Source organism: Lysobacter antibioticus (assembly GCF_001442535.1).
GTDB lineage: Bacteria > Pseudomonadota > Gammaproteobacteria > Xanthomonadales > Xanthomonadaceae > Lysobacter > Lysobacter antibioticus.
This window is the reverse complement of sequence record NZ_CP013141.1, coordinates 2,338,532-2,364,701: the sequence shown is the minus strand read 5'-3', so window position 1 is coordinate 2,364,701 and position 26,170 is coordinate 2,338,532. Positions and strand designations below refer to the sequence as shown.

Genomic DNA, 26,170 nt, shown 5'->3' with positions numbered 1-26,170 from the left:
TCTCCTCCTGATGCGGGCCGTCCGGCCCGTCCGAAGCCATGAGCTGGGGTCAGCCCCGCTCGCTGCGCGCGCGCCAGTTGCTGGCCGCGAGCCTCGGCCTGCTCGCCTTTCTCGCCCTGGCCGGCTACGCGCTCGACCGCGCGTTCCTGGAAACGGCCGAGAGCAACATGCGCCAGCGCCTGACCAGCTACGCGCTGGCCTACGCCGCCGACACCGACTTCGGCCGCGGCGGCGAAATCATCCCGCCCTACGACCCGCCGGACCCGCGTTTCGACCGGCCCGGCAGCGGCCTGTACGCGGAAGTGATCCTGCCCAACGGGCACTGGGACTCGATGTCGGCGCAAGGGCCGGTGTTGCCCGACGGCGGCATGCTCAAGGCCGCCGAGGAGACCTTCGAAGGCCCGCTGCCGATCACCGAGATCAACGGCCATGCCGGCGAGGCTTATCGCTACGGGCGCGGCCTGATCTGGAGCGTCGACGGCGATTCCAAGTCCGAGTTCCAGTACACGATCTACATCCTCGAAGACACCAGCGCGCTGCGCCAGCAGGTCGCGGTGTTCCGCCTGTCGCTGTGGCGCAACCTCGGCGGCGCCGGCGTGATCCTGCTGCTGTTGCAGGCGCTGATCATGCAATGGAGCCTGCGCCCGCTGAAGCGCGTGATCGAGGAGCTCAAGCGCGTGCAACGCGGCCTGGCCTCGCGCATGAGCGAGCGTCACCCGCGCGAGCTGGAACCGCTGACCGAAAGCATCAACGCCTTCATCGAGAGCGAGCGCGAGAACCTCGACCGTCAGCGCAACACCCTGGCCGACCTGGCGCATAGCCTGAAGACGCCGTTGGCAGTGCTGCGCGCGCGCCTCGACGACGACCAGAACGGCGGCGCGGCGATCGACGCCGGCCTGCGCGAGGACGTCGACGTGCAACTGCGGCGCATGAACGACCTGGTTTCGTATCAGCTGTCGCGCGCCGCCTCCGGCGGTCATGCCCTGTTCGCCGCGCCGATCGCGATCGAGCCGCACGCCGAAGAGATCGTACGCGGCCTGGAAAAGGTGTATTCGTCCAAGGGCATCCTGTGCGAATTCGATGTCGCCGAGGGCGTGCAATTCCACGGCGAACCCGGCGACCTGCAGGAACTGCTCGGCAACCTGCTCGAGAACGCTTTCAAGTGGGCGAACTCGCGCGTGCTGCTGACCGTGCAGTCCGGCGAGACCGCGGCCAACCGCCGGCCGGGTTTGTTGCTCGCCGTCGACGACGACGGCCCCGGCATTCCGCCGGAAAAGATCGCCTCGATCCTGCAGCGCGGCGTGCGCGGCGACGAGCGCGTGCACGGCCACGGCATCGGCCTGGCGATCGTGCAGGACCTGGTGCGCGGGTATCGCGGGACGCTCGATGTGATTCCTTCCGAGGAGCTCGGCGGTGCGCGGTTCGAGGTGAAGTTGCCGCCGGGCTTGTGAGGCGGTGAGGGTTGTCGCGTGCAGGCGCGGTGTCTGGTAGGGAGTTCCTTCGGGTTTGAGCCGCGACCACGGGACGCGCATAAGTAACAACGCCGACGTGGCCCATCGAAGCGGCGTACTTTCGCGAGGGTAGGAGCGACGCAAGTCGCGACCGCGCCGTTTCGTTTTTGTGGTGCATCGCTCAAGCAAGATCAAGATCAAGATCTGGATCCAGATCAAACGCCAAAAGCTTCCGCCACTAAAGCGGCGGGTTACTTTCTTTTGTCTAAAGCAACAAAAGTCCGTCTGGATTCCCTTCGGTCAAAGGTAACCAAAGAAGTTGCTTCTTTTTGAATCACAGGCCCGCACGACCGATGCCGACGCGGGGATCTACATACGGGACATCCCTGTCCCGATGAAAAACGGCGCGCATCCCTGCGCGCCGCCCTCCGGGTCTTCGATTGCCTTCGCGAGGTCGAGGCGACGCACAACAACAGCAACAGCAACCGCAGCGGTAGCGGTAATCGCTCGGCTGCGATGGCTTAGGGGTAGGAGCGGCGCAAGCCGCGACCACGGGACGCGCAGAAAATCAGCGTCGTCGTCATCGTTCGAGGCCGATAACCATCGCGTGTAGGAGCGGCGTAAGCCGCGACCAACCAACGCGACGTGCGCAAGCGCCCATCCCCGAAGCCCGGACAATCGGTGCGATTACCGCCGAATGCTAGGCATCTGGCCTCCGGCGACGGATGTGCCATCCGCCCCTTCGCTTGCTCGCGGCTCACGCCGCTCCTACAGGAATGCTCGCCGCGCCGTTCAAGCGAACGGCGAAACCCCATAGAACCGTTGCAGATGCGCGGCCACCGCGGGCATCTGCGCGCGCAGCAGGGCCGGGTCGCTGAAGTGGTATTCGGTGGCGACGGCGAAGAATTCCTCGGGCGCCTCGGCGGCGTAGGGGTCGATGGCGGTGTCGCGGCCGGCGTCGACGTCGGCGACGAAGGCGTCGTAGGCCTGCTGGAAATCGCGCGCCCATTCGCGCTGCCACGGTCGCGGCAGGGGCGGGGTGCCGTCGAGCAGGTCGTCGAGCAGGTCGAGCTTGTGCGCCATCTCGTGCGCGGCGACGCAGAAACCGGCACGCGGTTCTTCGCAGTCGGCCAGCACGTCGGCCCAGGACAGGATCAAGGGGCCCGCTTCCCAGGACTCGCCGATCAACTCGTCCTGCCATTCGTGCAGCACGCCGGCGGCATCGGTGTGGCTGCGGTTCACCCGGAACGCATCGGGGTAGACGATCAATTGCGACCAGCCGCGCAGGCCTTCCCTGCCGAATTCGAGCAAGGGCAGGCAGCACAGCGCGGCGAGCAGACAGCGCTGCTGCGCGTCGAGTTCGAGCTCGCCGATCGGGCTGATGGTTTTTTCGTGCAGGAAACGTGCGGCCAGCTCGCGCAGGCGTTGCTGGCGCTGCGGGTCGAGCGCGCGCGCCCACGGCAAGGCGGCGACGGCGTCGCGCCACAAGGCGTCATCGATCAGGGGCGGGCGCCGCAGACGGCGCAACAGGTCGAACAAAGGCGGTGCCGTCAGCGGATCAGCGGAACATGCCCGGCAGGAAGTTGTGCCAACGCGGCGACTGCAGGCGGTTGTTGCCTTCGGCGTCGCTGTGCACGCTCGGCTTGGCCTTGGTGTCGCGCGCGGTCGGGGGCGCGGCGCTGCGGCTGCTCGGGCGGGCCGCCGTGTCCTTGCGCGATGCGCTGCTTTCGGGGCAGGCATCGTTCGGGCTGAGCTTGTTGACTTCGCGTGCACCGACGTCCGCGACGGCCAAGGTCGCACTGGCGAGGGCGAACAGCAGGCACAGACAGATCCGTAACATGGCGGAATCCTTGATCGGCCCGGCCGGAATCCGGCGTCGAGCGATTTCCCGACTATAGCGCGAAACCCGCGGCCTGGGCCGCCTTGGGGCGCGCGCGATCGATGCTGCGCCGCAACAGGCGTCCGCGCCGGTTTGCCGCAGACTGCCGCCATGGCGATCGCCCACCCTCCGCTGACCGCGCCGGCCCTGCGCCGGGCCTTGATCGCGGGGGCGCGCCGGGTCATCGCCGGGCGCGACCTGCTCAACCGGATCAACGTCTTCCCGGTCGCCGACGGCGACACCGGCAACAACCTCGCGCACACCCTCGGCAGTCTGCTGAATGGGGCGCTGAGCCGGCGCAGCCGCCATATCGGCGAGTTGCTGCTGCGGATCGGCGACGACGCCATCGACGGCGCGCGCGGCAACTCCGGGGCGATCCTGGCCCAGTTCCTGCACGGGGTGGCCGAGTACGCCCGCAGCCGGCCCGAGCTCGACGCCGCGACCCTCGCCGCCGCGGTGCGCCACGGTGCGGTCAATGCCCGGGCCGCGCTGGCGCACCCGGTCGAAGGCACCATCCTCAGCGTCATCAATGCCTTCGCCGATGCCCTCGACGAGGCCGCGCTGGCCAGCCGCGACGGCGACCCGCGCCCGGGTTTCGCCGCCGCGCTGATCCAGGCCCGCAACGCGCTGGCGCGCACGCCGCAGCAGATGGCGCTGCTGCAGAAGGCCGGCGTGGTCGACGCGGGCGCCAAGGGCTTCGTCGATCTGCTCGAAGGCATCGCCGAATTCGTCGAGGGCGGCCCGCGTGCGCTGCGCGTGCACGCCGGCGTCAGCGCCGCCAACGAAGCCTGCGCCGGACACGAGCACGCCCTGGCGCCGGTGCACGACTCGGTCGATCCGCAGCGGCGCTGGTGCAGCGAATGCCTGGTGATCGGCAGCGGCATCGAACGCCGCCGGCTGCTCGCCGCGCTCGAAGCGATCGGCGCCGATTCGCTGGTCCTGGCCGGCGACGCCGCGCGCATGCGCGTGCATGCGCACGTGGGCGCGCCGCAGCGTTTGTTCGATGCCTGCGCGGCGTTCGGCGCGGTCGAGGCCATGAAGGCCGACGACATGCTGCAACAGCAGCGCAGCGTCGAACGGGTGCAGCGGGTGGCGGTGGTGACCGACAGCGCCGCCGATCTGCCCGACGTCCTGGCCGAACGCTACGGCCTGCACGTGGTGCCGGTGCGGGTGTCGATCGACGGCCGCGACTATCTCGACAAGATCGGCCTGGCCACCGCCGAGTTCTACCGGCGCATGGCGGACAGCGCCGACTTGCCGCGCACCAGCCAGCCGCCGCCGGGCGATTTCCGCCGCGCCTTCGAGTTCCTGTTGGGGCACCGCGCCGAGGTCTTGTACGTCGGCCTGTCGCGCGCGGTCTCCGGCACCCTGCAGTCGGGCGAGCAGGCCGCGGCGCGCGCCGATGCGCGCCGGGTGCAGGTGTTCGACAGTTTCAATGCCGCCGGCGGCCAGGCCTTGCTGGCCTGGCGGGCGGCCGAGTTGGCCGCAGACGGTGCGGAGCTGGCGACGATCGTGGCCGAACTCGAACGCCTGCGTCCGCTGACCCGGACCTGGGCGATGGCGCGGGATATCTCGCATGCGGTGCGCGGCGGACGGATTCCGCCCTGGGCCGGGCCGCTGGTGCGTTACACCGGCCTGACCCCGGTCGCCAAGATGAAACCCGAGGGCCGGCTCAGCGTCAGCGGCGGGCTGTTCGCCAAGAAGGACGCGCCGGAGGCCTTTGCCCGGCACCTGGCGCGGCGCCTGCCGGACGGGCAGCGTTGGCGCGCGATCGTCGGCCATTGCGATGCCCTGGACGACGGTCGGCGTCTGCTCGAAGCCCTGCGCCGCCGGCTCGCGCTGGAGCAGGCCTGGCTGGTCGAGACCGGACCGGCGCTGGGCGCCCATGCCGGGCGCGGGGCGTTGCTGGTGTCGGTGCAGCCGGCGCCGGGCTGAGGCCGCCGCCCAACGGTTACGCGGCAAGGGGGAGAGGGCGCAAGCTGGGCCCGACCGCGTCCTGATCGCCGGTAGCCCTGCGAAGGCTCATATCCGCGAGCCGTCGCCGCGCAACGGTGCATCCGCCGGCACGGCGCTCGAATCCGTATCGGCGCTCGTATCGGCTCGCGCATAATTCGCCCATGTCGTTCGCTGCCCTCCCATCGTCTCTGTCCGCCGCCGTCGCGGTGGCGCCGTTGTCGGTGAGCTTGTTGTTGGCGGCGTACGCGATCGGCTCGCTGTCGGGCAGCCTGCTGTTCGGGCGCCTGCGCGGCGTCGATATCCGCGAACAGGGCAGCGGCAACGCCGGCGGCACCAATGCCTTCCGCACCCAGGGCCTGCGTTTCGCCCTGGTCGTGGTCGTGTTCGACATCGGCAAGGGCGCGCTGGCGACCTGGCTGGCGCTGAGCTTCGCGCCGGTCGGCGCCGACCTGTCGGTGACCGTGCACGGTTATCTCGCCGCGTTCGCGGCGGTGCTCGGCCACGTCTGGCCGATCTGGCACGGCTTCCGCGGCGGCAAGGGCGCGGCCACCCTGGTCGGCGGGCTGATGGTGCTGTGGCCGTTCGCGGTACCGCTGCTGGTGTTGGTCTGGGCCGTGGTCCTGATCGTCAGCGGCTATGTCGGCCTGGCCACGGTGATCGCGGCCTTGTGCCTGCCCGTGCTCGCCTGGCTCGGCGATGCCGGCCTGCCGCGGCAATGGTTCGCGATCGCCGCCGCACTGTTGGTCGTGTTCACCCACCGCGGCAACCTGGCGCGTCTGCGTGCGGGTACCGAATCGCGCTTTGCCGGCGCGCGTCTGCTGCACCGTTGGCGCCGGAGCTGATGGACGACCGCGCGCTGTTGCAGCACCTGATCGCAGGCCCCGCCACCGGCGACGCGCTCGCCAGCGCCGCCGGGCAGACCCGCGCGGCGGTGTGGAAGCGTATCGAAGCCCTGCGCGAGGCCGGCGTGGCGATCGAAGCCAAGCCCGGGCGCGGTTATGCGCTGTCGCAGCCGCTGGATCTGCTCGATGCCGAGGCGATCGTCGCGGCCCTGTCGGTGCCGACGCGGGCGCGGCTGGCCGCGCTCGAAGTGGCCTGGAGCATCGATTCGACCAACAGCGAGCTGCTGCGCCGGCCGACCCCGGCGCAAGGCGTCGCGGTGCTGCTGGCGGAACGCCAGACCGGCGGGCGCGGGCGCCGTGGCCGGGTCTGGGCCTCGCCGCTGGCCGCGCATCTGTATCTCTCGTTGTCGCGCTCGTTCGGCGGCGGCCTGGCGCGGCTCGGCGGGCTGAGCCTGGTCGCCGGCATCGCCGCGGTCGAGGCCCTGCAAGGCCTCGGCTATGCCGCGGTGCGGCTGAAATGGCCGAACGACCTGGTCGTGCTCGACGGCGACGGCCTGCGCAAACTGGGCGGCCTGCTGATCGAAGGCGGCGGCGAATACGCCGGGCCGGCGCGCGCGGTGATCGGGCTTGGGCTCAACGTGCGCATGCCGGCTGCGGCTGCGGCCTCGATCGACCAGCCCTGGAGCGACCTGGCCGGCCTGTCCGACGGGCGCGCCCTGGCCCGCGACACGATCGCTGCGGCCCTGCTGGAGCGTTTGTTGCCGGCGCTGGACGAATTCGACGCCGCCGGGTTGGCGCCGTTCCTCGACCGTTACGCCGCGTTCGATGCCTTGGCCGGGCAGGCGATCAGCGTGCACGGTGCCGACGCGATCCATCAGGGCATCGCCCTCGGTCTGGCCGACGACGGCGCCCTGCGCGTGCGCCTGGACGATGGCGAGGAACGCCGTTTCCACGCCGGCGAAGTCAGCGTGCGGCGTGCGCAAGGAGCATCGCGTTGAGCGCTTGGCTGTTCGATCTCGGCAACACCCGCCTCAAGTGCGCGCCGCTCGGCGCCGACGGCCGTCCCGGTGACGCGGTGGCGCTGCCGCATCGCGAGGAAGACGTCGCCGCTGCGCTCGCCGAGGCCTTGCCGGCCGAGCGCATCGAGGTCGCCTATCTGGCCAGCGTGGCGCATCCGGCATTGCGCATGGCGGTGCTCGAAGCGTTGACGGCGCGTTGCCGGCGGATCTCGATCGCGCGCACCCAGGCGAGCTTCCGTTCGCCGCAGGGTTTCGCCGCGGCGCGCTCCGACACGCTGCGCATCGCCTATGCCGAACCGCGCAAGCTCGGCGCCGACCGTTTCCTGGCCTTGCTCGGCGCGCATGCGCAGGGCGAGGGCGCCGCCCTGATCTGCGGGGTCGGCACCGCGCTGACGATCGATCTGCTCGACGCCGACGGCCTGCACCACGGCGGCCTGATTGCGCCGTCGCCGACCCTGATGCGCGAGGCCCTGCATGCGCGCGCGCCGCAATTGCCCGAACACGGCGGCGCTACGCTCGATTTCGCCGCCGACACCGAAGATGCCCTGGCCTCGGGTTGCGACGGCGCGGCCTTGGCCTTGATCGAACGCAGCATGGCTTCGGCGGCCGCGAAACTCGGCCAGCGGCCGCGTCTGCTGTTGCACGGCGGCGGCGCCGATGCGCTGGCCGCCGCTCTGCCGTCGCCGACTCTGGCCCCGACGCTGGTCCTGCAAGGACTCGCGATCTGGGCCGGCATCGAAACTTCCCCCTGAGCCCAGGCGATAGAATCCGCGCATGCTCGTCCGTGCCCTCATCGTTCTGCTGATCGCGCTCAACATCGGCGTTGCCGCCTGGTGGGTCGCGCGTCCCGTCCCGGCCGCCGCGGCCGAGGAGAAACTGCCGCTCGGCGTCGCGCGCCTGCAACTGGCCGGCGAATCCGCGCCCGCGGCGCAAGCCGGCACGACTGCGCCGTCGGCGCCGCCCGCGGCCTTGGTCGACAGTGCCGGCAAGCTGCCTGCGAGCAACGCGGCGCCGCCGCAGACCGATCAAACCGAAGCGGCCAAGGCGGAAGCCGCCGCCGCGAAACTCGATGCCGCGAGCGGCACACCGCCGGCCGCGCCGCCGCCGACCGCTGCGACGCCGACCGCTGCGACGCCGGTGCCGGCGGTAGCCGAAACGGCGAAAGCGCAATGCTTCAGCATCGGCCCCTTCGCCGATGCCGCGGCCGCCGACGCGGCGCGGGCGAAATTGCAGCCGCTCGCGCAGAAGCTGGCGACGAGGGCTCAGGCCGGCACCTCGAATCCTTCGCGCGGTTGGCGCGTCTACCTGCCGCCGGCGGCGAGCGCGGAGGCCGCGCAGGCGACCGCGCAGCGCATCCGCGCCGCCGGTTTCAGCGATCTGTTCGTGATGGGCGGCGGCGGCGCCGACGCCAACGGTATCGCCCTGGGCCGCTTCCGCAGCGAGGAGTCGGCGCGCAAGCGTGCGTCTTCGCTAAGCGAAGCCGGTTTCCCGGCGCGGGTCGAAGCGCTCGGCGAGACCGTCTCGGCGACCTGGATCGATGCCGCCACCACGACTTCGAACGGCGATGCCTTGCGCCGCGCCGCCGGTGCGCAGCGTTGGCGCACTGTGTCCTGCGGCACCCTCGGCTGAGCGCGCTGTCCGTGGGAGGCGGGGGCGCGTAGAATGCGCCTGCCGTCGCCGTATCGAACCCCAGGTCCCGATCCGCACGACGCGCCGTCACGTACCTTGCCGCTTTAGCTCAGTTGGTAGAGCACTCGCCTTGTAAGCGAGCGGTCGTCCGTTCGATTCGGACAAGCGGCACCACGTGAACCCGAGAAAAGACAACCGCCCGGTCAACCCATCCAACGGCCCGAACCGTTCCGGCGCTTGTCCAGCCCGCGAACGACCTGCAGCAAACCACCGATCCGCCGCGATAGCCTGCGATGCCGCCAAGGCAGAGCCGCGCCGTCGCTGCTGCCTTCTCCAACGGCCCGAACCGTTCCGGCGCTTGTCCAACCCGCGAACGACCCGCAGCAAACCACCGATCCGCCGCGGCAGCCTGCGATGCCGCCAAGGCAACGCCGCGCCGTCGCTGGCTTCTCGTCCAGCCCATCCGGCAGCCGGCAACACGCGCTCCCGCGCCCAGCTCTGCTGCAACGCAGTAGCCCGCGCCCGGTACGTCCAGCCCAGTCCCGCAGCCGCCCTGAGCTAGAATGCCGGCATCGTCGGCGGCCGCAGCGCAACGCGCGGCCCTGTTGCGGCGATCGCGCGATGCCGCGGGCATCGTCTGCGTTCACTATCGATATCCCTCGTGCGTCGCAACGCCGGCGCAGGGAAGAGGAATTCACATGAGTCGTACTTATCCTCCGGTGTCCTTGCTCGGTGCGCCGACCGACGTCGGTGCCGGCCATCGCGGCGCGCGCCTGGGGCCGGAAGCGCTGCGCATCGCCGGCCTCGGCGAAGCCCTCGCCGCGCGTGGCGTCGATGTGGTCGATCGCGGCAACCTCGACGGCCCGCGCAATCCCTGGCAAAAGCCTGTCGAAGGCTATCGCCATCTGCCCGAAGTCGTGGCCTGGAACCGCTTGGTGATGGAGGCGGTCGGCGCGGAACTGCGCGAGGGGCGCATGCCGATCCTGCTCGGCGGCGATCATTGCCTCGGCCTGGGCTCGATCACCGCGGTCGCGCAGCATTGCCGCGAGACCGGCAAGCAATTGCGCGTGCTCTGGCTCGATGCGCACGCTGACTTCAACACCAGCCAGGTCACGCCGTCGGGCAACATCCACGGCATGCCGGTGTCGTGCCTGTGCGGCCTCGGCCCGGAAGCGCTGACCCATCTCGGCGGTTCGTCGCCGGCGATGCGCCCCGACGAGATCCGCCAGATCGGCATCCGCTCGGTCGATCGCGGCGAGAAGCAGTTGATCCAGCAGCACGGGCTCGATGTCTACGACATGCGCTACATCGACGAGATCGGCATGAAGCGGGTGATGGAGGAAGCGCTGGAAGGCGTCGACGAAAACACCCATCTGCACGTCAGCTTCGACGTCGACTTCCTCGACCCGAGCATCGCGCCGGGCGTCGGCACCACGGTGCCGGGCGGTCCGAACTATCGCGAAGCGCAGTTGGTCATGGAGATGATCGCCGACAGCGGCCGCCTGGCTTCGCTCGACATCGTCGAACTCAATCCGATCCTCGACAAGCGCAACCGCACCGCCAAGCTCGCGGTCGACCTGGTCGAGAGCCTGTTCGGAAAATCGACCTTGATGCGCGAATGACCGCGACCGTCGCCGCGGCGATGAATCGCGGCTGACGGCGGCACGACGGGACAGGCGCACGACGCCTTGTTTCATGGGACGCGGGGCCGGCGCTGCACGCCGGCTTCACATTCGCTCGCGTCTCATGCCAGTCAGGACGCGACTGCGTGCGCGGCCCGATCTGGTACCCGTAACCGACCAAGGAGTTCTTATGAAGCGTTTGACTGCCCTGTTGCTGCTGGCCCTGTTCTCGATGGGCACCCTGACTGCTTGCAACACCGTGGCCGGTGCCGGCAAGGACGTCAAGAAGGCCGGTGAGAAGGTCGAGCAGAAGGCCGAAGAGGTCCGCGACGGCAAATAAGCCGTACGGTCCAACGAGCTGAGCAGAAAAGGCCGGAGCGATCCGGCCTTTTCTGCGTCTGGGATTTGGTATCCGCTGGCGGAGTTGACGCATTCATCGTTGCCTCGCTTCCTCGATGTCGACGAAAGCGTGCAGCGCAACCGCGTAAGCGCCACCGCGCGCACAGAAACGGAATGAAGGGTTCATGCCGTTCACCGACATCAAGCCTCGGCTAACGCAATCGTGACCTCATCGGAACGTCCGCGCTGCGAATCTGTTCCGGCGATATCGGCAAGCCAACGATGCGTTGCGAAGTTCACGCGCCGTGCCGAATCCGAATCCCCCAACGAAGGAGTGTTATCGATGAACAAAGACATCATTGCCGGCAAGTGGACCCAGATCAAAGGCAAGGCCCAGGCCAAGTGGGGCGATCTGACCGACGACGTGTTCGATGTCGCCGAAGGCAATTCCGAATACCTCGCGGGCAAACTCCAGGAACGCTACGGTTGGGAGCGCGATCGCGCCGAGAAGGAAGTGAAGGAATTCGGCAAGACGCTGAACTGATCCATGCGCTGCGGCGCCCGATCATCGGCGCGCGCATCGATGCGACAGCACGATCGACGAGGAAAACGGGCCGGATCCTTCCGGCCCGTTTTTTTTTGCGAGACGAGCGACCCGCTCGCCGCGCTTACCAGCCGCGCGGCGGCGGGTCGGCGACGAACCCGTTCGGGAAGGCGCGCGGCTCGCCATCGCGATACGGCGCGCGATAACGCGGCACGATGCCGCGAGCGACCAGGTTGCGGTAATCGTCGTAGCGGAACTGGATGACCTGGGCCGGCGAACGCGACGCGCGGACGAAGTCGGTCTGCGAGAGCGGCGACCATTCGCGCGCGCCGTGGCCGGTGCCGATGGATTGCGCGGCGGCACTGTCGGCGACGGCTTCGCGCGCCTTGCCGGCGGCGGATGCGGGCGCAGCGGGCGCGGCGGCGCCATTGGAGGCGCGGCGTTCGGCTTCGGCCCTGCCCTGGTCGCGGCCGTAGGGTGGCTGCGGGTTGGGGTAGGGATACGGACGCGGCGGCTCGCGATAGATTTCGCGATAAATCGGACGCTCCTCGAACACCGCCACGCCGATCACGCCGACGTTGTCGGGACGCCCGGTGCGCGCGGCGTAACTGTCGGGCAGGTCGGTGAAGACGAACTGGGCGACATCGTCGAGCGATTTGCGCCAGCCGTTGATCTCGGTCGATTGCCAGGCATCGAGCACGTAGCCGGCCTGCGAGGGGCTGGCGGTCTGGCCGCTGACCGCATTGACGCCGTCGACCGAGAGTACGACCAGCACGCGTTGGCCGCTGGTGTTGGTCAAGCGCACCGAGTAGCGGTGGCCGGGCGTGCCGGCGATCCACTGCTGGCCGCGGTGCGGATAGGCCGGCAGCCAGTCGCCGCTGTCGCGGTCGATCACCGCGAGGTCGACCAGCGGACGGCCGTAGGCCGGAGTGCAGGCGGTGGCGGTCAACACGGCACCGGCGAGCAGGGCGAGGGTGCGGAACATGGCGGTGTCTCCTGGGTGGTCGTGCATGCAAACGCACCGGTTCCCGCAATGGGGTTGCTCCGCCCCGGCCGGGGCGACGTGCGGCGCTCAGCTGCCGCTCATGCGCGGCTCATCCACGGCTCAGGCTGGGACCTCCGGACGAGGCGGGCCCCGCCGGGCAGCGGGTACACTGACCGGCCACGTTCCACCCACGATCGGCAATGACCCAGACCCGCATCCTGACCGGCATCACCACCTCCGGCACCCCGCACCTCGGCAACTACGTCGGCGCGATCCGCCCGGCGATCGCCGCCAGCCTCGCCCCGGACGTGGAGAGCTTCTATTTCCTCGCCGACCTGCACGCGCTGATCAAGGTGCAGGAACCCGAGCGCGTGCAGCGTTCGACCCTGGAGATCGCGGCGGCGTGGCTGGCCTGCGGGCTCGATCCGGCCAAGGTCTGGTTCTATCGCCAGAGCGAGATCGTCGAGATCCCGGAACTGTCCTGGTTCCTGACCTGCGTCGCCGGCAAGGGCATGCTCAACCGCGCCCATGCCTACAAGGCCGCGGTCGACAAGAACCGCGCCGAAGGCGAGGACGACGATGCAGCGATCACCGCCGGCCTCTTCATGTACCCGGTGCTGATGTCGGCCGACATCCTGGCGTTCAACGCCAACCAGGTGCCGGTCGGCCGCGACCAGATCCAGCACATCGAAATGGCGCGCGACGTCGGCCAGCGCTTCAATCATCTCTACGGCGAGCATTTCGTCCTGCCCGAGGCGCTGATCGAAGAGAGCGTGGCGACCTTGCCGGGCCTGGACGGCCGCAAGATGAGCAAGAGCTACGACAACACCATCCCCTTGTTCGCGCCGCGCGAAACGCTGAAGAAGCTGATCTATTCGATCGTCACCGACTCGCGCGCGCCGGGCGAGGCCAAGGACACCGAAGGTTCGGCCCTGTTCCAGATCTACCAGGCCTTCGCCAGCGTCGAGGAAACGCAAGCGATGCGTCGCGCCTTCGCCGAGGGCATCGGCTGGGGCGAGGCCAAGCAGGCGCTGTTCGAGCGCATCGACGGCGAAATCGCGCCGCTGCGCGCGAAGTACGAAACCTTGATGGCGCGTCCGCAGGACATCGAAGCGATTTTGGTCGACGGCGCCCGCCGGGTGCGCGCGCAGCACGTCAGCCCACGCATGAAGGCGCTGCGCGAAGCGGTGGGCTTGCGCGACCTGTCGCAGACCGCGACGAAGGCCTCGGCCAAGGCCGAGAGCAAGACGACGTTGCCGGTGTTCAAGCAATACCGCGAAGCCGACGGGCAGTTCTACTTCAAGCTCGCCGACGGCGACGAGGTGCTGCTGCAGAGCCGCGGCTTCGCCTCGCCGAAAGACGCCGGGCAGTTGATCGCCGCGCTCAAAGCCGGCAAGAGCGATGTCGCGGCCTTGCTGGCCGCCGCCGATGCGGTCGACGACGCGCGCCGCGATGCCGTCGCCGCGGCCCTGGCGGCGATCGTCCAAGCCGAAGCCGAGGCGCAGGCGGCGAAGGACAGCGCGACGTCGTGAGTCGGTTCGTCGAACTCAACCTGGCGCTGATCCTGTTCCTGCCCTGGTTCGCGATTCTCGGCGCGCTGTTCTGGTTGTACCCGCGGCAGCCGCGCAATGCCGCGCGGCGCTTGTTCGATGCGGTGTCGTTGGCCGCATCGGTATGCGCGTTCGTGCTGGCGATCCGCTGGGCGCATCGCTACGCCGGCGATGCCTATGGGGCGATGTGGCCGCAGATCTTCGCCACCTCGCTGGGCTACGGCGTGTTCCTGGCGACGCTGAGCATCGCCGGCGTGGTGCGTTGGCGTTGGCTCAGGCGTTTGTCCGACTTCCTCGATTGAAGACGCGCGGCTGAAGGTTTGCACTGCAACGGCAGGTCTGGGCTGCAACCGCGCGGGTCGGACCGGCCTGCCGCGCAAAGTACTGCGACCAAAGCCGCATGCCGCTGCGGCGCCCAGCGCATAGACTGAGCTTCGACTCCGCAGCGCAGTGCAATGCCGTCATGAGCGAATCCCTGGGCATCGTCACCATCGACACCGGCTTCCAGCGGCCGATCTTCGACGCCGCGTATCTGGTCGTCGACAACGGTCGCGGCGCTTTCATCGACTGCGGCACCCAGCATTCGATTCCGGCCTTGCTCGCCGCCTTGCCGGCGCAAGGCCTGACGCCGGCCGACATCGATTGGCTGATCCTGACCCACGTCCATCTCGATCACGCCGGCGGCGCCGGCGCGCTGATGCGGCAGTTGCCGAACGCGCGCCTGGTGGTGCATCCGCGCGGCGCGCCGCACATGATCGACCCGGCGCGCCTGGTCGCCGGCGCGACCGCGGTCTACGGCGCAGAGGAAATGGCCCGCAGCTACGGCGAAATCGTGCCGATCGCGGCCGAGCGCGTGGTCATCGCCCGCGACGGCCACATCGTGCCTCTCGGCGGACGGCCGTTGTTGTGCGTCGACACGCCGGGGCATGCGCGCCATCACCTGTGCGTGTGGGACGAGCGCAGCCGCAGTTGGTTCACCGGCGACACCTTCGGCCTGTCCTATCGCGAATTCGATTCGGCGCGCGGGCCCTTCATCCTGCCGACTTCCTCGCCGGTGCAGTTCGAGCCGGAACCGCTCAAGGCCTCGATCCGCACCTTGCTGGCCAGCGATCCCGAAGCGATGTACCTGACCCACTACGGCCGCGTCGGCGACGTGCAGCGGCTCGGCGCGGAGTTGATCGAACAGATCGACGCGATGGTGCGGATCGGACAAGCGCAGGCCGCCGACGGCGAACGCCATGCGCGCCTGAGCGAGGCGCTGAGGGCGCTGTACACCGAGCGCGCCCTGGCCCACGGCAGCCCGCTCAGCGAGGCGCAGATCCATGCCGCGCTCGCGGTCGATATCGAACTCAATGCCCAGGGCCTGGGGGTGTGGCTGGATCGCCAGGCCGAGCGCTCGGTCTCGACGGCCGACGCGACGGGCTGAACCGCATCCGTGCACCGGGCGAAATCCAGCGGACGCGACCGTCTGGTCGTCGTCGGCCGCTGATTCGTCCCAGCGGGCGCACTCGCTCGCGTCAATCCCAGACGTTCGGCGGCGCGCCCTGCTCGGGATGCTTCATGCGCACGATGCAGAAGCGGTGGCCGGTCGGCGCTTGCATCACCCACCAGCGTTTGACGAAGGCGATGCGCTTGGCGCCAAGCGCTTCCAGGCGCGCGGCTTCGGCGTCGAGATCGTCGCTTTCGATGTCCAGGTGCACGCGCGAGGGATGCGCGACCTTCTGCACTTCGATGTGCAGTTCGGCCGGGCCGTTGGCGAGTTGGGCGTATTGCGCGCCGTCGTCGTCGTAGGTTTCGACCCGGGCCAGGCCGAGCGCGCCGCTCCAGAAATTCGCGGCGTCGTCGAGGTCGTCGGTTTCGCAATCGATGATGAATCCGGCCAGGCGGCTGCGATGGGCCATGGCAGTGCTCCGTGGGAAGGTCGACCGACAGGCAGGGTGCCGCGGCGACCGCGGGCGGGGAAGTGCCGGCGAGGCGACGCGGCGCTCAATCCTGCAGCGAGCGGCCGTCGCGATTCAGTGCAAGGGCAGCGCCTGGCCCCGATCGTCGGCGCGGGCGAGCGCATCCCGATACAAGGCGTATTCGTCGCGATCGAGCGCGAAATTTTGCAAGGCGAACGCGGCCGAGCGGCGCAGGTCGGATTCGGTGCGGGCATCGCCGGCGATATCGAGCAAGGCGATCTTGAGCCGATCCGAACGCGCGCCGGAGGCTTCGATGCCGGCGATGGCGGCGCGGCGCACGGCGATGTCCGGATCGAGCAGAGCCGCCTCGAGGATGGCTGCGTCGTCGCCGCGCTTGTTCCAGCGCACCGATTGCAGCACGGCGCTGGCGCGCACCTCGGCATTGGCATGGCCGCGCAGAGCGGCGAGACGTTCGAGCAAGGGCGCGGCGTCTTCGCTGGCCACGACCGCCGGCGCCAGCATGTCGATGCTTTCCTTCAGCAGGGCCGGGTCGCGTTCGTCGCGCAACTGCTGCGCCAGCGTGTCGCGCACTTCGGCAACGTCTAGAGGAAACGCCTTGAGCAGGGCCAGTCCGCTGCGACGCATGTCCGGGTCGGGGTTGCCGGCGAGTTGCCGGCCGAGTTGCAGCACCTCGTCGTTGGCCACGCCCTGCAGGATCGCGAGCAAGGCGCCGCGCCGGTCGAGATCGGTCTCGAAGCTGTAGCGGCGCAGCAGGTCGCGCAGATAGCCCGGGTCCTGCCCGGCGCGGCGGATATTGCGGTCGAGATCGTCGGCGCCACGGCTGCGCGGGCCGTCGCCGGCCAGAGCGTCGGCCAGGGCCGAGTGCTGCGGCGGCTTCCCGCTGCGGCCCGAGGTTGGCGATGCCGTGGCGCCTTCGCGGCTCCGGGGCGTCGCAGGCGTCATCCACGAGCGGGTGATGGCCGCGCCGAGCAAGCCTCCGATCAGTGCGGACGTCAGCAACGCCACGCCTAGCCGGGCGGGGGTCATATCTGCGAATGCCTGGCGTGGGTCATCGTCGTCCTCGATGCGAAGGAGATAACGGGACGGCGGCCTTGCCGCCGCCCCGTCGTGCTTATCGCCCAATCAACAATCCGGCGCGACGCGGCCGTCGGAACCGGTGTAGGTGTAGGCATCCGGAATATAGCGGTTGCTGCCGCTGGCGCCGATGTTGTTCCACAGATTGCTGGTGCCGTAAGTGCCGCTGACCGATTCGCCGGTTTTCTGGCAACGGATGGTGACGCTGGCGCCGTTGGCGAGCGAGCCGAGGATGCTGTAGCCGGTGCCCGGGCCCGAGCGCACGTTGAGCGGCGAGCCGCTGGTCTTGACCGTGCCGGTGGCGCCGCCGGCGCTGCAGCTGTTGCGGCTCTTGTAGGCGACTTCGTATTGGTCGTAGACGATGGTCGCGCCGTTCCAGACGATCTTCTGGTCGTCGCCGTTGAGGCGCTGCTCGTAGTGCAGGTGCGCGGAGATGCTGTTGCCGGGCCGGGTGGTCTTGCCGAGCGTGCCGATCTTCTGGCCTTGCGACACGCTGGCGCCGTTGCCGACCGAGATGCTGTTGAGGTGGGCGTAGTAGGTCTGCCAGCCGCCGCCGTGGTCGATCACCACCAACCTGCCGTAACCGGTGCCGGGATGCGGGTTGTAGGTGTGGGCGGTGCCGCCGGCCGAGGCGACCACGGTCGAGCCGAGGTCGGCGTCGCTGAGCGGACGCGGCTTGTGGTTGAGGTCGACCGCATAGCGCAGGCCGTGGCCGGGATAGGTGTCGCCGTACCAGGTCTGGCCGCAGGGGAAGGGCATCTGGAAGGCCGGCCGGGCCGCGTTGGCGGCCGGCGCGATCAGGCCGAACGCCACGACTGAAATGCACGACAGCATCGTGCGCAGGGAACGCTTCATTCTGGAACCTCTCGACTGACGATGAGGACGGGAAGGACGGGCCGGGGTTCCGATTGCAGGCGCCCGGCGCCGGGATTGCGGGCCGACGCTAACGTGATTCCTGGTTAATTTATTTAGGGAATTATTTATTCCTAAACGCAATCGAAGCCGCGAGCGTGATGCCTATCGCGATTGCGGGATGAGGGTTTCGGCCGGGCCCCGGGAGGACAGCGGGCAGGCGGCAGCGAGGGCGACCTCGTAGGCGCGGCCGGAAGGTCGGCAGATGGGCTCAGGCGGCCCGGAGCGGGTCAGGGCGGCCATGGGGGGCGCCGCTGCGAAGGCGAGGCCCGATCCGCCAGCACCGCGCGCATGGCCGGCGCCGTGGTGGCCGACGCAGGGGCTTGCAGTGGCCGAACCGCTCCCGCGCGATGCGGGAGCGGTGTTTGTCCGGTGGACTCAGTTCGGACGCGCGAGGTCGTCGATCATCGCCTTGAGGAAGCGCGCGGCTTCGCCGCCGGTGCAGGCGCGGTGATCGAAGGTCAGCGACAGCGGAATCACCTTGTGCGATTCGAAGCCGCCCATCACCGGGGTCATCTGGTGACGGCCCTTGCCGGCGGCGACGATCGCGACCGTCGGCGGCACCACCACCGGCGTCGCGTAGCGGCCGGCGAACATGCCGAAGTTCGACAGCGAGATGGTGTAGCCGCTGAGTTCCGAAGCCGGAATGCTGCGGTCCTCGACCTGCGCGCGCAAGCGGTTGATCGCCTCGCGCACGCCGCGCGAATCGAGCACGTCGGCATTGCGCAGCGCCGGCACGAACAGGCCATCGTCGGTATCGACGGCGATGCCGATGTCGACCTGCGGATGCAGGGTGCGGGTGAGTTTGTCGCCGTCGAACCAGGCGTTGAGCGCGGGCACGGTCTTGCAGGCGACGACGATCGCGCGCACTAGGCGGCCGGTGATGTCGTTGCCGGGCTGCCAGGCGTTGATGTCGGCGTCGTCGGCGAGCGTGGTCGGCACGACCTTGCTGTGCGCATCGGCCATCACCCGCGCCATGTTGCGGCGCACGCCCTTGAGCTGCTCGGGCTGACCGGTGACGGCGACGCCCGGCGGCTGGGTACGCATCGGCCGGCCTGCCTGCGACAGGGTGCTGCGCGACGCGACCGGCGCTTCGGCGACCGGTTCGCGCGCGGCGACGGGTGCTGCAACCGCGGCGGGCGGCGCCGAACCGACCTTGGCCGAACCGTCGGCGGCGGCGCGCTTGACGTCGTCGTTGGTGACCACGCCGTCGTTGCCGGTCGCGCGCACGCGGCTCAGATCGACGCCGAGCTTGCGCGCCAGCGCGCGCACCGCCGGCATCGCCTTGACGCCGCCTACCGCGACCGCCTGTTCGCTGCGCACCGCATCGGAGGACTGCATCGCCCCGACCACGGTACCGCTGTCGGCGCGCTCGGCGGCTTCGGCGGGCTTGGCCGCCGCGGCAGCGGGTTCGGCCTGCGGCGCCGGTGCATGGCCGCCGCCGTGGTGATGGCCGGTGTCCTGGCCATCGGCGCGCTGCGGCAGGTTCGGGTCGATCTCGAACTCGGCCAGCATGGTGCCGGTGACGATCACATCGCCGGCGCCGCCGGCGAGCTTGAGCACCTTGCCCGACACGGGCGAAGGCACTTCGACCACGGCCTTGGCGGTTTCCATCGACACCAGGGTGTCGTCGAGACGGACGGTGTCGCCGACCTTGACCGACCATTCGACGATGGTCGCGTCGGGCAGGCCTTCGCCGAGGTCGGGGAGCAGGAAGGTCTTGGTATCGCTCATGACTCGTTCTCTAGAAGAGGGTGATGAACGAAGGCCCGCACTCGGCCTTCGTCTTGCATGCTGCGCATCGCCGGTCGGCGACCGGACGATGCGATCGTGGGAGCCCGTCGTGTCGAAGCGCGCGCGTCAGCCGTTGGCCATCGCGCGCTTGGCCGCGGCGACGATCTTGTCGACGCTCGGCAGGTACTTCATTTCCAGACGGAACAGCGGGATGTGGGTGTCGTAGCCGGTGACGCGCTCGACCGGTGCGAGCAGGTCGTACATCGACTCCTCGGCCAGGCGCGCGGCGATCTCGGCGCCGAAACCGGCGGTCTTGGGCGCCTCGTGCACGATCACGCAGCGGCCGGTCTTGCTGACCGATTCGGCGATGGTGGCGAAGTCCAGCGGCTTGAGCGTGGCGACGTCGATGACTTCGGCGCTGATGCCTTCGCCGGCGAGCTTGTCGGCCGCTTCCAGCGCTTCCTTGACCTGCGCGCCCCAGGTGACCAGGGTGATGTCGGTGCCGTCGCGCAGGACGTAGCACACGTCCAGCGGCAAGGCTTCGCCGTCGTCGGCGACGACTTCCTTGTACTGGCGGTAGATGCGCTTGGGTTCGTAGAAGATCACCGGGTCGGGATCGCGGATCGCCGCGAGCAGCAGGCCGTAGGCGCGCGCCGGCGACGACGGCAGCACCACGCGCAGGCCCGGCACGTTGGTGAACAACGCTTCGTTGGCTTCGCTGTGGTGTTCCGGCGCGCGGATGCCGCCGCCCCACGGCACGCGCAACACCATCGGGCAGGTCAGGCGGCCGCGGGTGCGGTGACGGAAGCGCGCGGCGTGGCAGATGATGTGGTCGAGCATCGGATAAACGAAGCCGTCGAACTGGGCTTCGGCGACCGGCTTCATGCCCTGCGCGGCCAGGCCGACGGTGAGGCCGGCGATGGTGGTTTCGTCGAGCGGCGTATCCAGCACGCGTTCCGGGCCGAACACCTGCTGCAGGCCGGCGGTGGCGCGGAACACGCCGCCGTTGACGCCGACGTCTTCGCCGAGCACCAGCACGCTGTCGTCGTGGCGCATCTCATAGGCGAGCGCCTGGGTAATCGCTTCGATCAGGGTGATCGCGGCGGGCGTGGCGACCGGCTGCGCGGTATCGACGGTGGTCTTGGTGGCGACGTTCATCGACGGCCCTCCAGAGCGAGTACGGCGGCACGTTGGGCGAGCAGGTCCGCCGGCATGTCGGCATAGAGGTAATCGAACATGGCTTCGACCGGTTGCACCGGCGTTTCCAGATAGGCGTTGATTTCGATGTCGACCTTCTTGCCGCATTCCTCGGCCCAGGCCTTCTCCAGTTCTTCGTTCCACACGCCCTGTTCGGTGAGGTAGGTGCGCAGGCGCGGCATCGGGTCGCGCGTCCACGCGTCCTTGACCTCGGCCTCGTCGCGGTAACGGCGCGCGTCGTCGGCGGTGGTGTGGTCGTGCAGGCGGTAGGTCATGAATTCGATCACGCTGCCGCCTTGTCCGCTGCGCGCCAGTTCGGCGGCGCGGCGCATGCCTTCGAGCACTGCGATCAGGTCGTTGCCGTCGACCTGCAGGCAGTGCAGGCCGCCGGCCAGGCCCTTCTGGGCCAGGGTCTTGGCGCCGGTCTGGGCCGAACGCGGTACTGAGATCGCCCAACCGTTGTTGATCACGCACAGGATCAACGGAAGCTGATAGGCGCCGGCCGAATTGAGCGCGGCGTAGAAGTCGGTCTTGGACGAACCGCCGTCGCCGCAGCAGGCGACCGCGAGATTGGTTTCCTTGCGCAGCTTGAACGCGAGCGCGGCGCCGGCGGCGTGCAGGCACTGGGTCGAGATCGGCACCGACCAGGCGAAGTCCTTGCGCGGACCGGCGAAGTCGTTGCCGCGTTCGTCGCCGCCCCAGTACATCAGCACTTCGCGCGGCTGTACGCCGCGCATGAACTGCGCGCCGTATTCGCGATAGCTCGGCGCGAACACGTCGTCGGGCAACATCGATGCGCCGATGCCGACATGGGTGGCTTCGTGGCCCAGGCAGGCGGCGTAGGTGCCGAGCTTGCCGGTGCGCTGCAGGGCGATGGCCTTGGTGTCGAAGGTGCGCACGAACAGCATTTGCTTGAACAACGGCAGCAGCGTATTGGCGTCCTTGAACGCGGCCGGAATCTCGGCGACGGGTCGACCGTCTGCGCCGAGGTATTGGAGATATTCGATTTCGAACGTCGCGGCGACGGTCATCGGGGGAAGGTCCTCACAGAATAGGGATGAGGTCCGAATCATTCCGGTCCCGGATCCAGTGCCGGGCGCGCTGGTCAGCTTCAGACTGGCTGGGTCCGGATTCTCCATGCGAACGAGGGGATTCCGGGCCGGGCTAAAGCCGCGGCGCCCGGCGGGCCGGGCACTGCGTCATGGCGCGGATGATACCGAAACGCTTGTTAAGCGCCGTTGCGCGCTGCGACATGCATTGCGAGGCGAAACCGGCTAGGCGTCGCACTCGCCGTGTGCGGCGCGCGGGGGTTTCGGCGATCGGATCGGCATCCCCGCGCGCGCGCGCGGCGGTGTTTTTCCGTTGCCGGGTGCGTACTTGCGTGGCCATCCATGCATATGGCCGGGTGGATCGGCGCGGCATCGGTCGCGTGCGCCGCAGTGGGTTGCGGAAACGAAACATCGACCGAGACGAGACGCGCGCCGCGATGGCGTTCACGACTTTGTGCGCCGGCTGGCGCACGAAACGGCGCAGTACGGAGTGTGCCGCGCGCGCTTGCGGCGGTCATTCGCGCAGACGCCCATTCCGGCAAAGCCGCCCGGCCTTGCACCTGCGTCGCGTGCTTGCCTGCTAGCGGCGATACCGGTCGAGTTCATCGCGAGCGCAAACGCCGGGCAAAAAAAAGCGCGGCCGAAGCCGCGCTTTTCTGTTGCCGATCGAATCACCTCGGGCGGCGTGGCGCCGCCCGCGGACTTACCACCACCACGGTCCGGCGAGTTGGACGTGGTGCAGGGCGAAGTCGTTGAACGGATTCGGATCTTCCACGGCCGATGCGGCGAAGCCCAGCAGGGTCAGGCTGCGGTCCCACAGGCGCGGACGCGGTGCGACGATGACGAAGTCGAAACGCTGTTCGCTGCGCGCGGCGAGGCGGGTGCCGTTACAGGTCGCTTCGAAACCATTGCCGTGCGCGGCGACGGTGCAGGTCCAGCCGCTCGGCGCCGCGATCGAGACATTGCCCGCCGGCGCATCGCCGTACAGGTTCAGGCTCGGCAGCACCGCGACGTCGCCGCCGCGGTTGCGCACGGTGACGGCGAACTGGCCGCTCTGGCCGCCACGCAGGGCGCGCGGACCGTCGACGTCGATGGCCAGGTCGGCGCGTGCGGTGGTTTCGATGCTGACGCTGGCGCCGTCGTTGCCCGGCACCGGGTCCAGCGACTGCGACTGCGCCGCGACCGCCAGGGTGGTGGTCTTGCCGATCATCGCTTCGCTGGCGACGGCCGACAGCGCGAACGTCGCCGTTTCGCCGTTGGCCATGCTGCTGCGGTTACAGGCGACGCTGGTCGAACCGTCGACGACGGCCGGGGCATCGCAGCTCCAGCCGGCCGGGGCGAGCACGCTCAAGGCCGGCAGTTCGGCGTTGATGGCGAAGCCGATGCCCGGGTAGTCGGCCTGTTCCGGGCCGGCGTTGTTCAGCGCGGCGCTGAAGTTCACCGGCTGGCCGACGCGCACCGATGCGGTCGAGGTCGAAGCGGTCACCGCGAGATCCGCGCGGCGGCGGAAGTCGATGTAGGTGATGACCGGATCGTGGTCCGACAGGCGCGACGGCGAATCGCCGAGGCTGCGGTTGATCTCCGGGAAGTCGGCGTTGATGCGCGCGTGATCCAGCTTGAGGCCGGTCGCCGCGGCGATCAGGGCCTGGTTGGCCAGGACTTGGTCGATGGTCTGCGCATTGCCGCCGAAGGTGTAGGAGTAACGCTGGTCCGGCGTGGCCAGCTCGCCGAGGTTGCTCAGGTTCGGCTCGACCAGGTCGGCGCCGTCGCCGGGCACCGCGGTCTGGTCGTCCGGCGTCGGCGTGCCGGCGACGGTGTTGATCACGTCGACCAGGCCGTCGTTGAACTCGAACGCGTTGAAGTCGCCGAGGGTGACGATGCGTTCGCCCGGATTGGCCAACTGGCGCTGCTGGATGAAGTTGGCGAGGAACACCGCCTGGGCCTGGCGCTTCATGCGCACGCGATGGCCGGCGTCGGTGTCGAGTTCGCTGTCGATCAGCGAGCGCTGGTGGACCAGGATCACGGTGATCGGGAAGCTGCGTCCGTCGCCGTTATGCACCACCGCTTCGAGCACCAGCGGGGGACGATCGTTGAGCAGGGCGCTGTTGCCGTCCGGCTGGGTCCAGGTGGCGGTCTTGCCGGCCTGGGTGACCGACAACACTTCCACGCGGGCGGTGCCGGTCGCGATGTCGGCGGTCTTGATCAGATAACCGACGTCGATGCCGCCGATGTCGTTGCCTTCCAGCAGGTAAGCGACGTACTTCGGATCGTCCAGGCCGGCGGCCACCGCATCGGCGTTGACGCGCGCGGCGATGTCCTGAGCGGCGCTGATGTTCTCCACTTCGACCAGGCCGAGGATGTCCGGGCGCTGCAGGTAACCGATGCCGAGCGAGATCTTGTTGAGACGGCGCGCATAGGCCTCCGGCGTCAGCACCGGTTCGCCGATCGCCGGGTCGTTGGCGGCGTCGAAGAAGCGCTCGACGTTGTAGGCCGCGACCGTGAACTCGCTCATCTCCGGCAGACGGGCCGCGGTCGGCTGGCGTTCCTGGGTGATCGTGGTCAGTGCGTTCGGATCGCGCAGGATCGTGTAGCGGCGGAAGCCGTAATCGAGCGGGCCGGTCAGGTCGGTCAGCACGGTGCCGCTGGACAGATTGAACGCGGTGCCGCCGATCGCGTCGCTGTCGACGGTGATCAGTTCCGGGTTGAAGTCCCAACGCGGGATCGGCGGAATGCTGCCGCCGCCCGGGGCGTTGTCCGGCGCCTGGATACCGGGTTCGCGGAACGGACGCGCCACGCCGGTGACCACGACGTTGAAGATGCCGTTACCGCTGCCGGTGGCATTGGTTTCGTTCTTCGAGCCCTGGGTCGGCGAGACCACGGTCGCGCTCGGGATGGTCACGCGCATGCCTTCGAGGCGTTCGAGCTGGTCGAGACCGCCGGACGGGTCCGGGAAGGTCGGGCTCAGCGCGATCGCGGCGGGCAAGGTGTTCGGCCCGATCACCGGCGGCACCGAGATCAGCACCACCTGCGGCGCATTGCCGAGCTCGGTGAGCGGCGCCTGGCCGGGGTCGGCGCCGGGTACGAACTCGATCACCGTGGCGTTGACGCGCACGACGTTGCCGACGGCGGCGATGGCCGGCGGCGCGCTGCCGACGAACACGAACACGCCTTCGGAGGTGGCCGGATCGGCGTCGATCTGGTTGTCCGGCGTCTGCAGGAAGAAGCCGTTGCTCTTGCGGCCGGTGACGATGCCGGTGGTGTAGATGCGCTGGCCGAGCAGCGGCGATTGCGCGCCATTGCCCTGGATCGCATGGATCGGCGTGATCGCGACATCGTCGGTGACGATGGTGGCGAGCGCCTCGGCATCGCCGAGGTTGGCGCCGACCGGCGCGCTGAGGCGGACGAAGAAGGTCTCGTCGTTCTCGTTAACGTCGTCGACGGTGACGTGGATGACGATCGTCGCCGAGCTGGCGCCTTCCGGAATCGTCAGCGTGCCGGCGATCGAGGAGTAGTCGTCGCCGCCGGTCGCGGTGCCGTCGGCGGTGGTGTAGGACACGCTGACGCCGCCCGGGCCGGCCGGTTCCGACAAGCTCACGGTGAAGACGAAGTCCGGCGAGGACTCGATCTGGGTGACGTCGGCGATGCTCAGCACCGGCAGGTTGGCGCCGGCGCAGGAGAACGCGACGCTGGCGCGGTTGCGCGGCGCCGGTGCGGCGGTGTCGAAGTCGGCACCGTTGACGTTGTTGTCGGTGCAGCCCTTGCCGGCGCGCACCGCGGCGAGCACCGCGCTGATCGTCGCGGTCGGCTGGCTGCCTTCGGCGCAATTGGCGGCGGTGCCGTAGCCGACGAAGTCGACGTTGCCGAGCGGGCAACTGCCGCTCAAGGCGGTGTTGTGGTTGACCAGCGCGACCTTGCCGGCGCCGGCGGCCATCGGAATCGTGCCGACCGTATCCGGCGTCGGCAGATCGATCGATCCGCCGGTGCCGTCGGCCTGCTTGACCAAGTAGTAGGCGCCTGGCGCGAGGCTGCCACTCAATGCGGTGCGCTGCCAGGTGGTGCCGGCGCTGGAGGCGTACTGCACGCTCCAGCCGCTGAGATCGACGGCGGTGCTGCCGTTGTTGTGCAACTCGATGAAATCGCTTTTCAGTGTGGCGCCGGAATTGCCGCCGCCGCCGTAGACCTGACTGATGACCACTTGCGCCTGCGCCGAACCGGCCGCCGCAAAGGCCAATACCGCCGCCAACAGGCGGCCCCCTAACTTATCCATGTTTTTCCCCATGTGGACGCCTGGATCCCCCCGGAAGCAGACGGAGGGGATTGTGCATCAATGCTCACTTTTTGGCGTTGCAAGGGCATGACGGGCCGGAAAATCGCGACCTGGGTCACTCTCGGCAGGCCCCATCGCCGCCCGGGACGGCCCGGACGGCGGGGAAGCCCACGGCTTGCGCCGGGGCGGGCGATGCGAC

22 protein-coding genes and 1 tRNA gene are annotated in these 26,170 nt (G+C 69.2%); 13 read left to right on the top strand and 10 right to left on the bottom strand.

Features of this window, described 5'->3' with window-relative positions:
- The first annotated feature begins 38 nt into the window (after positions 1–38).
- Positions 39–1,451 carry an ATP-binding protein gene (locus tag GLA29479_RS09570; protein ID WP_057916805.1) on the top strand — a complete coding sequence of 471 codons (1,413 nt, stop codon included), beginning with the start codon at positions 39–41 and terminating at the stop codon, positions 1,449–1,451.
- A gap of 792 nt (positions 1,452–2,243) precedes the next feature.
- Here GLA29479_RS09570 and GLA29479_RS09565 read toward each other — a convergent pair.
- Complete coding sequence (locus GLA29479_RS09565) at positions 2,244–2,990, bottom strand: M90 family metallopeptidase (protein ID WP_237051739.1); 747 nt, start codon at positions 2,988–2,990, stop codon at positions 2,244–2,246.
- Between the two features lie 19 nt (positions 2,991–3,009).
- Positions 3,010–3,291, bottom strand: coding sequence for a hypothetical protein (locus GLA29479_RS09560; protein ID WP_031372689.1), 282 nt, complete (start codon positions 3,289–3,291; stop codon positions 3,010–3,012).
- 150 nt (positions 3,292–3,441) lie between these two features.
- On the opposite strand from GLA29479_RS09560, the gene GLA29479_RS09555 reads away from it, so the two are divergent.
- The 9 genes from GLA29479_RS09555 to GLA29479_RS09515 all read left to right on the top strand — a co-directional run bounded on the left by GLA29479_RS09555 (position 3,442) and on the right by GLA29479_RS09515 (position 11,281).
- Entirely contained in the window at positions 3,442–5,265 is a 1,824-nt protein-coding gene (locus GLA29479_RS09555; protein WP_144436431.1) for a DegV family protein, read from the top strand.
- A 182-nt stretch (positions 5,266–5,447) separates the two neighbouring features.
- A complete protein-coding gene (gene plsY / locus GLA29479_RS09550) occupies positions 5,448–6,128 on the top strand; it encodes a glycerol-3-phosphate 1-O-acyltransferase PlsY (RefSeq protein ID WP_057971442.1) in 681 nt (226 codons plus the stop codon).
- Complete coding sequence (gene birA / locus GLA29479_RS09545) at positions 6,128–7,126, top strand: bifunctional biotin--[acetyl-CoA-carboxylase] ligase/biotin operon repressor BirA (protein WP_057919907.1); 999 nt, start codon at positions 6,128–6,130, stop codon at positions 7,124–7,126. Before plsY ends, birA begins: the two co-directional genes overlap by 1 nt.
- On the top strand, positions 7,123–7,899 hold the full coding sequence (locus GLA29479_RS09540) for a type III pantothenate kinase (protein WP_057916809.1): 777 nt from the start codon (positions 7,123–7,125) through the stop codon (positions 7,897–7,899). Before birA ends, GLA29479_RS09540 begins: the two co-directional genes overlap by 4 nt.
- Before the next feature lie 22 nt (positions 7,900–7,921).
- Positions 7,922–8,776, top strand: a complete 855-nt coding sequence (locus GLA29479_RS09535) for an SPOR domain-containing protein (RefSeq protein WP_057916810.1) — start codon at positions 7,922–7,924, stop codon at positions 8,774–8,776.
- Positions 8,777–8,874: 98 nt separating this feature from the next.
- A tRNA-Thr gene (locus GLA29479_RS09530) sits at positions 8,875–8,950 on the top strand.
- Between the two features lie 524 nt (positions 8,951–9,474).
- Positions 9,475–10,398 carry an arginase gene (rocF, locus tag GLA29479_RS09525; protein WP_057916811.1) on the top strand — a complete coding sequence of 308 codons (924 nt, stop codon included), beginning with the start codon at positions 9,475–9,477 and terminating at the stop codon, positions 10,396–10,398.
- 190 nt (positions 10,399–10,588) lie between these two features.
- A complete protein-coding gene (locus tag GLA29479_RS09520; RefSeq protein WP_031372696.1) occupies positions 10,589–10,738 on the top strand; it encodes an entericidin A/B family lipoprotein in 150 nt (49 codons plus the stop codon).
- 342 nt (positions 10,739–11,080) lie between these two features.
- The gene (locus GLA29479_RS09515) at positions 11,081–11,281 is read left to right on the top strand and encodes a CsbD family protein (protein ID WP_057916812.1); all 201 of its coding nucleotides are present in this window, start codon (positions 11,081–11,083) and stop codon (positions 11,279–11,281) included.
- Positions 11,282–11,405: 124 nt separating this feature from the next.
- Here the strand turns inward: GLA29479_RS09515 and GLA29479_RS09510 are convergent, their stop codons facing one another.
- Positions 11,406–12,266, bottom strand: coding sequence for a hypothetical protein (locus tag GLA29479_RS09510; RefSeq protein WP_057971441.1), 861 nt, complete (start codon positions 12,264–12,266; stop codon positions 11,406–11,408).
- 200 nt (positions 12,267–12,466) lie between these two features.
- Between GLA29479_RS09510 and GLA29479_RS09505 the strand changes: the two genes are divergently transcribed.
- From GLA29479_RS09505 to GLA29479_RS09495, 3 genes are all read left to right on the top strand, one after another.
- Positions 12,467–13,798, top strand: a complete 1,332-nt coding sequence (locus tag GLA29479_RS09505) for a tryptophan--tRNA ligase (protein ID WP_057916814.1) — start codon at positions 12,467–12,469, stop codon at positions 13,796–13,798.
- A complete protein-coding gene (locus GLA29479_RS09500; protein WP_057971440.1) occupies positions 13,795–14,118 on the top strand; it encodes a hypothetical protein in 324 nt (107 codons plus the stop codon). The genes GLA29479_RS09505 and GLA29479_RS09500 overlap by 4 nt, the downstream gene beginning before the upstream one ends.
- Before the next feature lie 161 nt (positions 14,119–14,279).
- On the top strand, positions 14,280–15,242 hold the full coding sequence (locus tag GLA29479_RS09495) for an MBL fold metallo-hydrolase (RefSeq protein ID WP_057971439.1): 963 nt from the start codon (positions 14,280–14,282) through the stop codon (positions 15,240–15,242).
- A gap of 91 nt (positions 15,243–15,333) precedes the next feature.
- Here GLA29479_RS09495 and GLA29479_RS09490 read toward each other — a convergent pair whose 3' ends face one another.
- From GLA29479_RS09490 to GLA29479_RS09460, 7 genes are all read right to left on the bottom strand, one after another.
- The gene (locus GLA29479_RS09490) at positions 15,334–15,717 is read right to left on the bottom strand and encodes a VOC family protein (RefSeq protein ID WP_057971438.1); all 384 of its coding nucleotides are present in this window, start codon (positions 15,715–15,717) and stop codon (positions 15,334–15,336) included.
- A 114-nt stretch (positions 15,718–15,831) separates the two neighbouring features.
- On the bottom strand, positions 15,832–16,764 hold the full coding sequence (locus GLA29479_RS09485; protein WP_144436430.1) for a hypothetical protein: 933 nt from the start codon (positions 16,762–16,764) through the stop codon (positions 15,832–15,834).
- Between the two features lie 96 nt (positions 16,765–16,860).
- A complete protein-coding gene (locus GLA29479_RS09480; protein WP_082638465.1) occupies positions 16,861–17,667 on the bottom strand; it encodes a M23 family metallopeptidase in 807 nt (268 codons plus the stop codon).
- A gap of 435 nt (positions 17,668–18,102) precedes the next feature.
- Entirely contained in the window at positions 18,103–19,458 is a 1,356-nt protein-coding gene (locus tag GLA29479_RS09475) for a dihydrolipoamide acetyltransferase family protein (protein ID WP_057971436.1), read from the bottom strand.
- A 126-nt stretch (positions 19,459–19,584) separates the two neighbouring features.
- Positions 19,585–20,616 (bottom strand): alpha-ketoacid dehydrogenase subunit beta, encoded by a 1,032-nt coding sequence (locus tag GLA29479_RS09470; RefSeq protein WP_051885130.1) that lies wholly within the window; start codon positions 20,614–20,616, stop codon positions 19,585–19,587.
- Entirely contained in the window at positions 20,613–21,686 is a 1,074-nt protein-coding gene (pdhA, locus tag GLA29479_RS09465; protein ID WP_057971435.1) for a pyruvate dehydrogenase (acetyl-transferring) E1 component subunit alpha, read from the bottom strand. Before pdhA ends, GLA29479_RS09470 begins: the two co-directional genes overlap by 4 nt.
- 721 nt (positions 21,687–22,407) lie before the next feature.
- Positions 22,408–25,971 carry a Calx-beta domain-containing protein gene (locus GLA29479_RS09460; RefSeq protein ID WP_057971434.1) on the bottom strand — a complete coding sequence of 1,188 codons (3,564 nt, stop codon included), beginning with the start codon at positions 25,969–25,971 and terminating at the stop codon, positions 22,408–22,410.
- Positions 25,972–26,170: the final 199 nt, after the last annotated feature.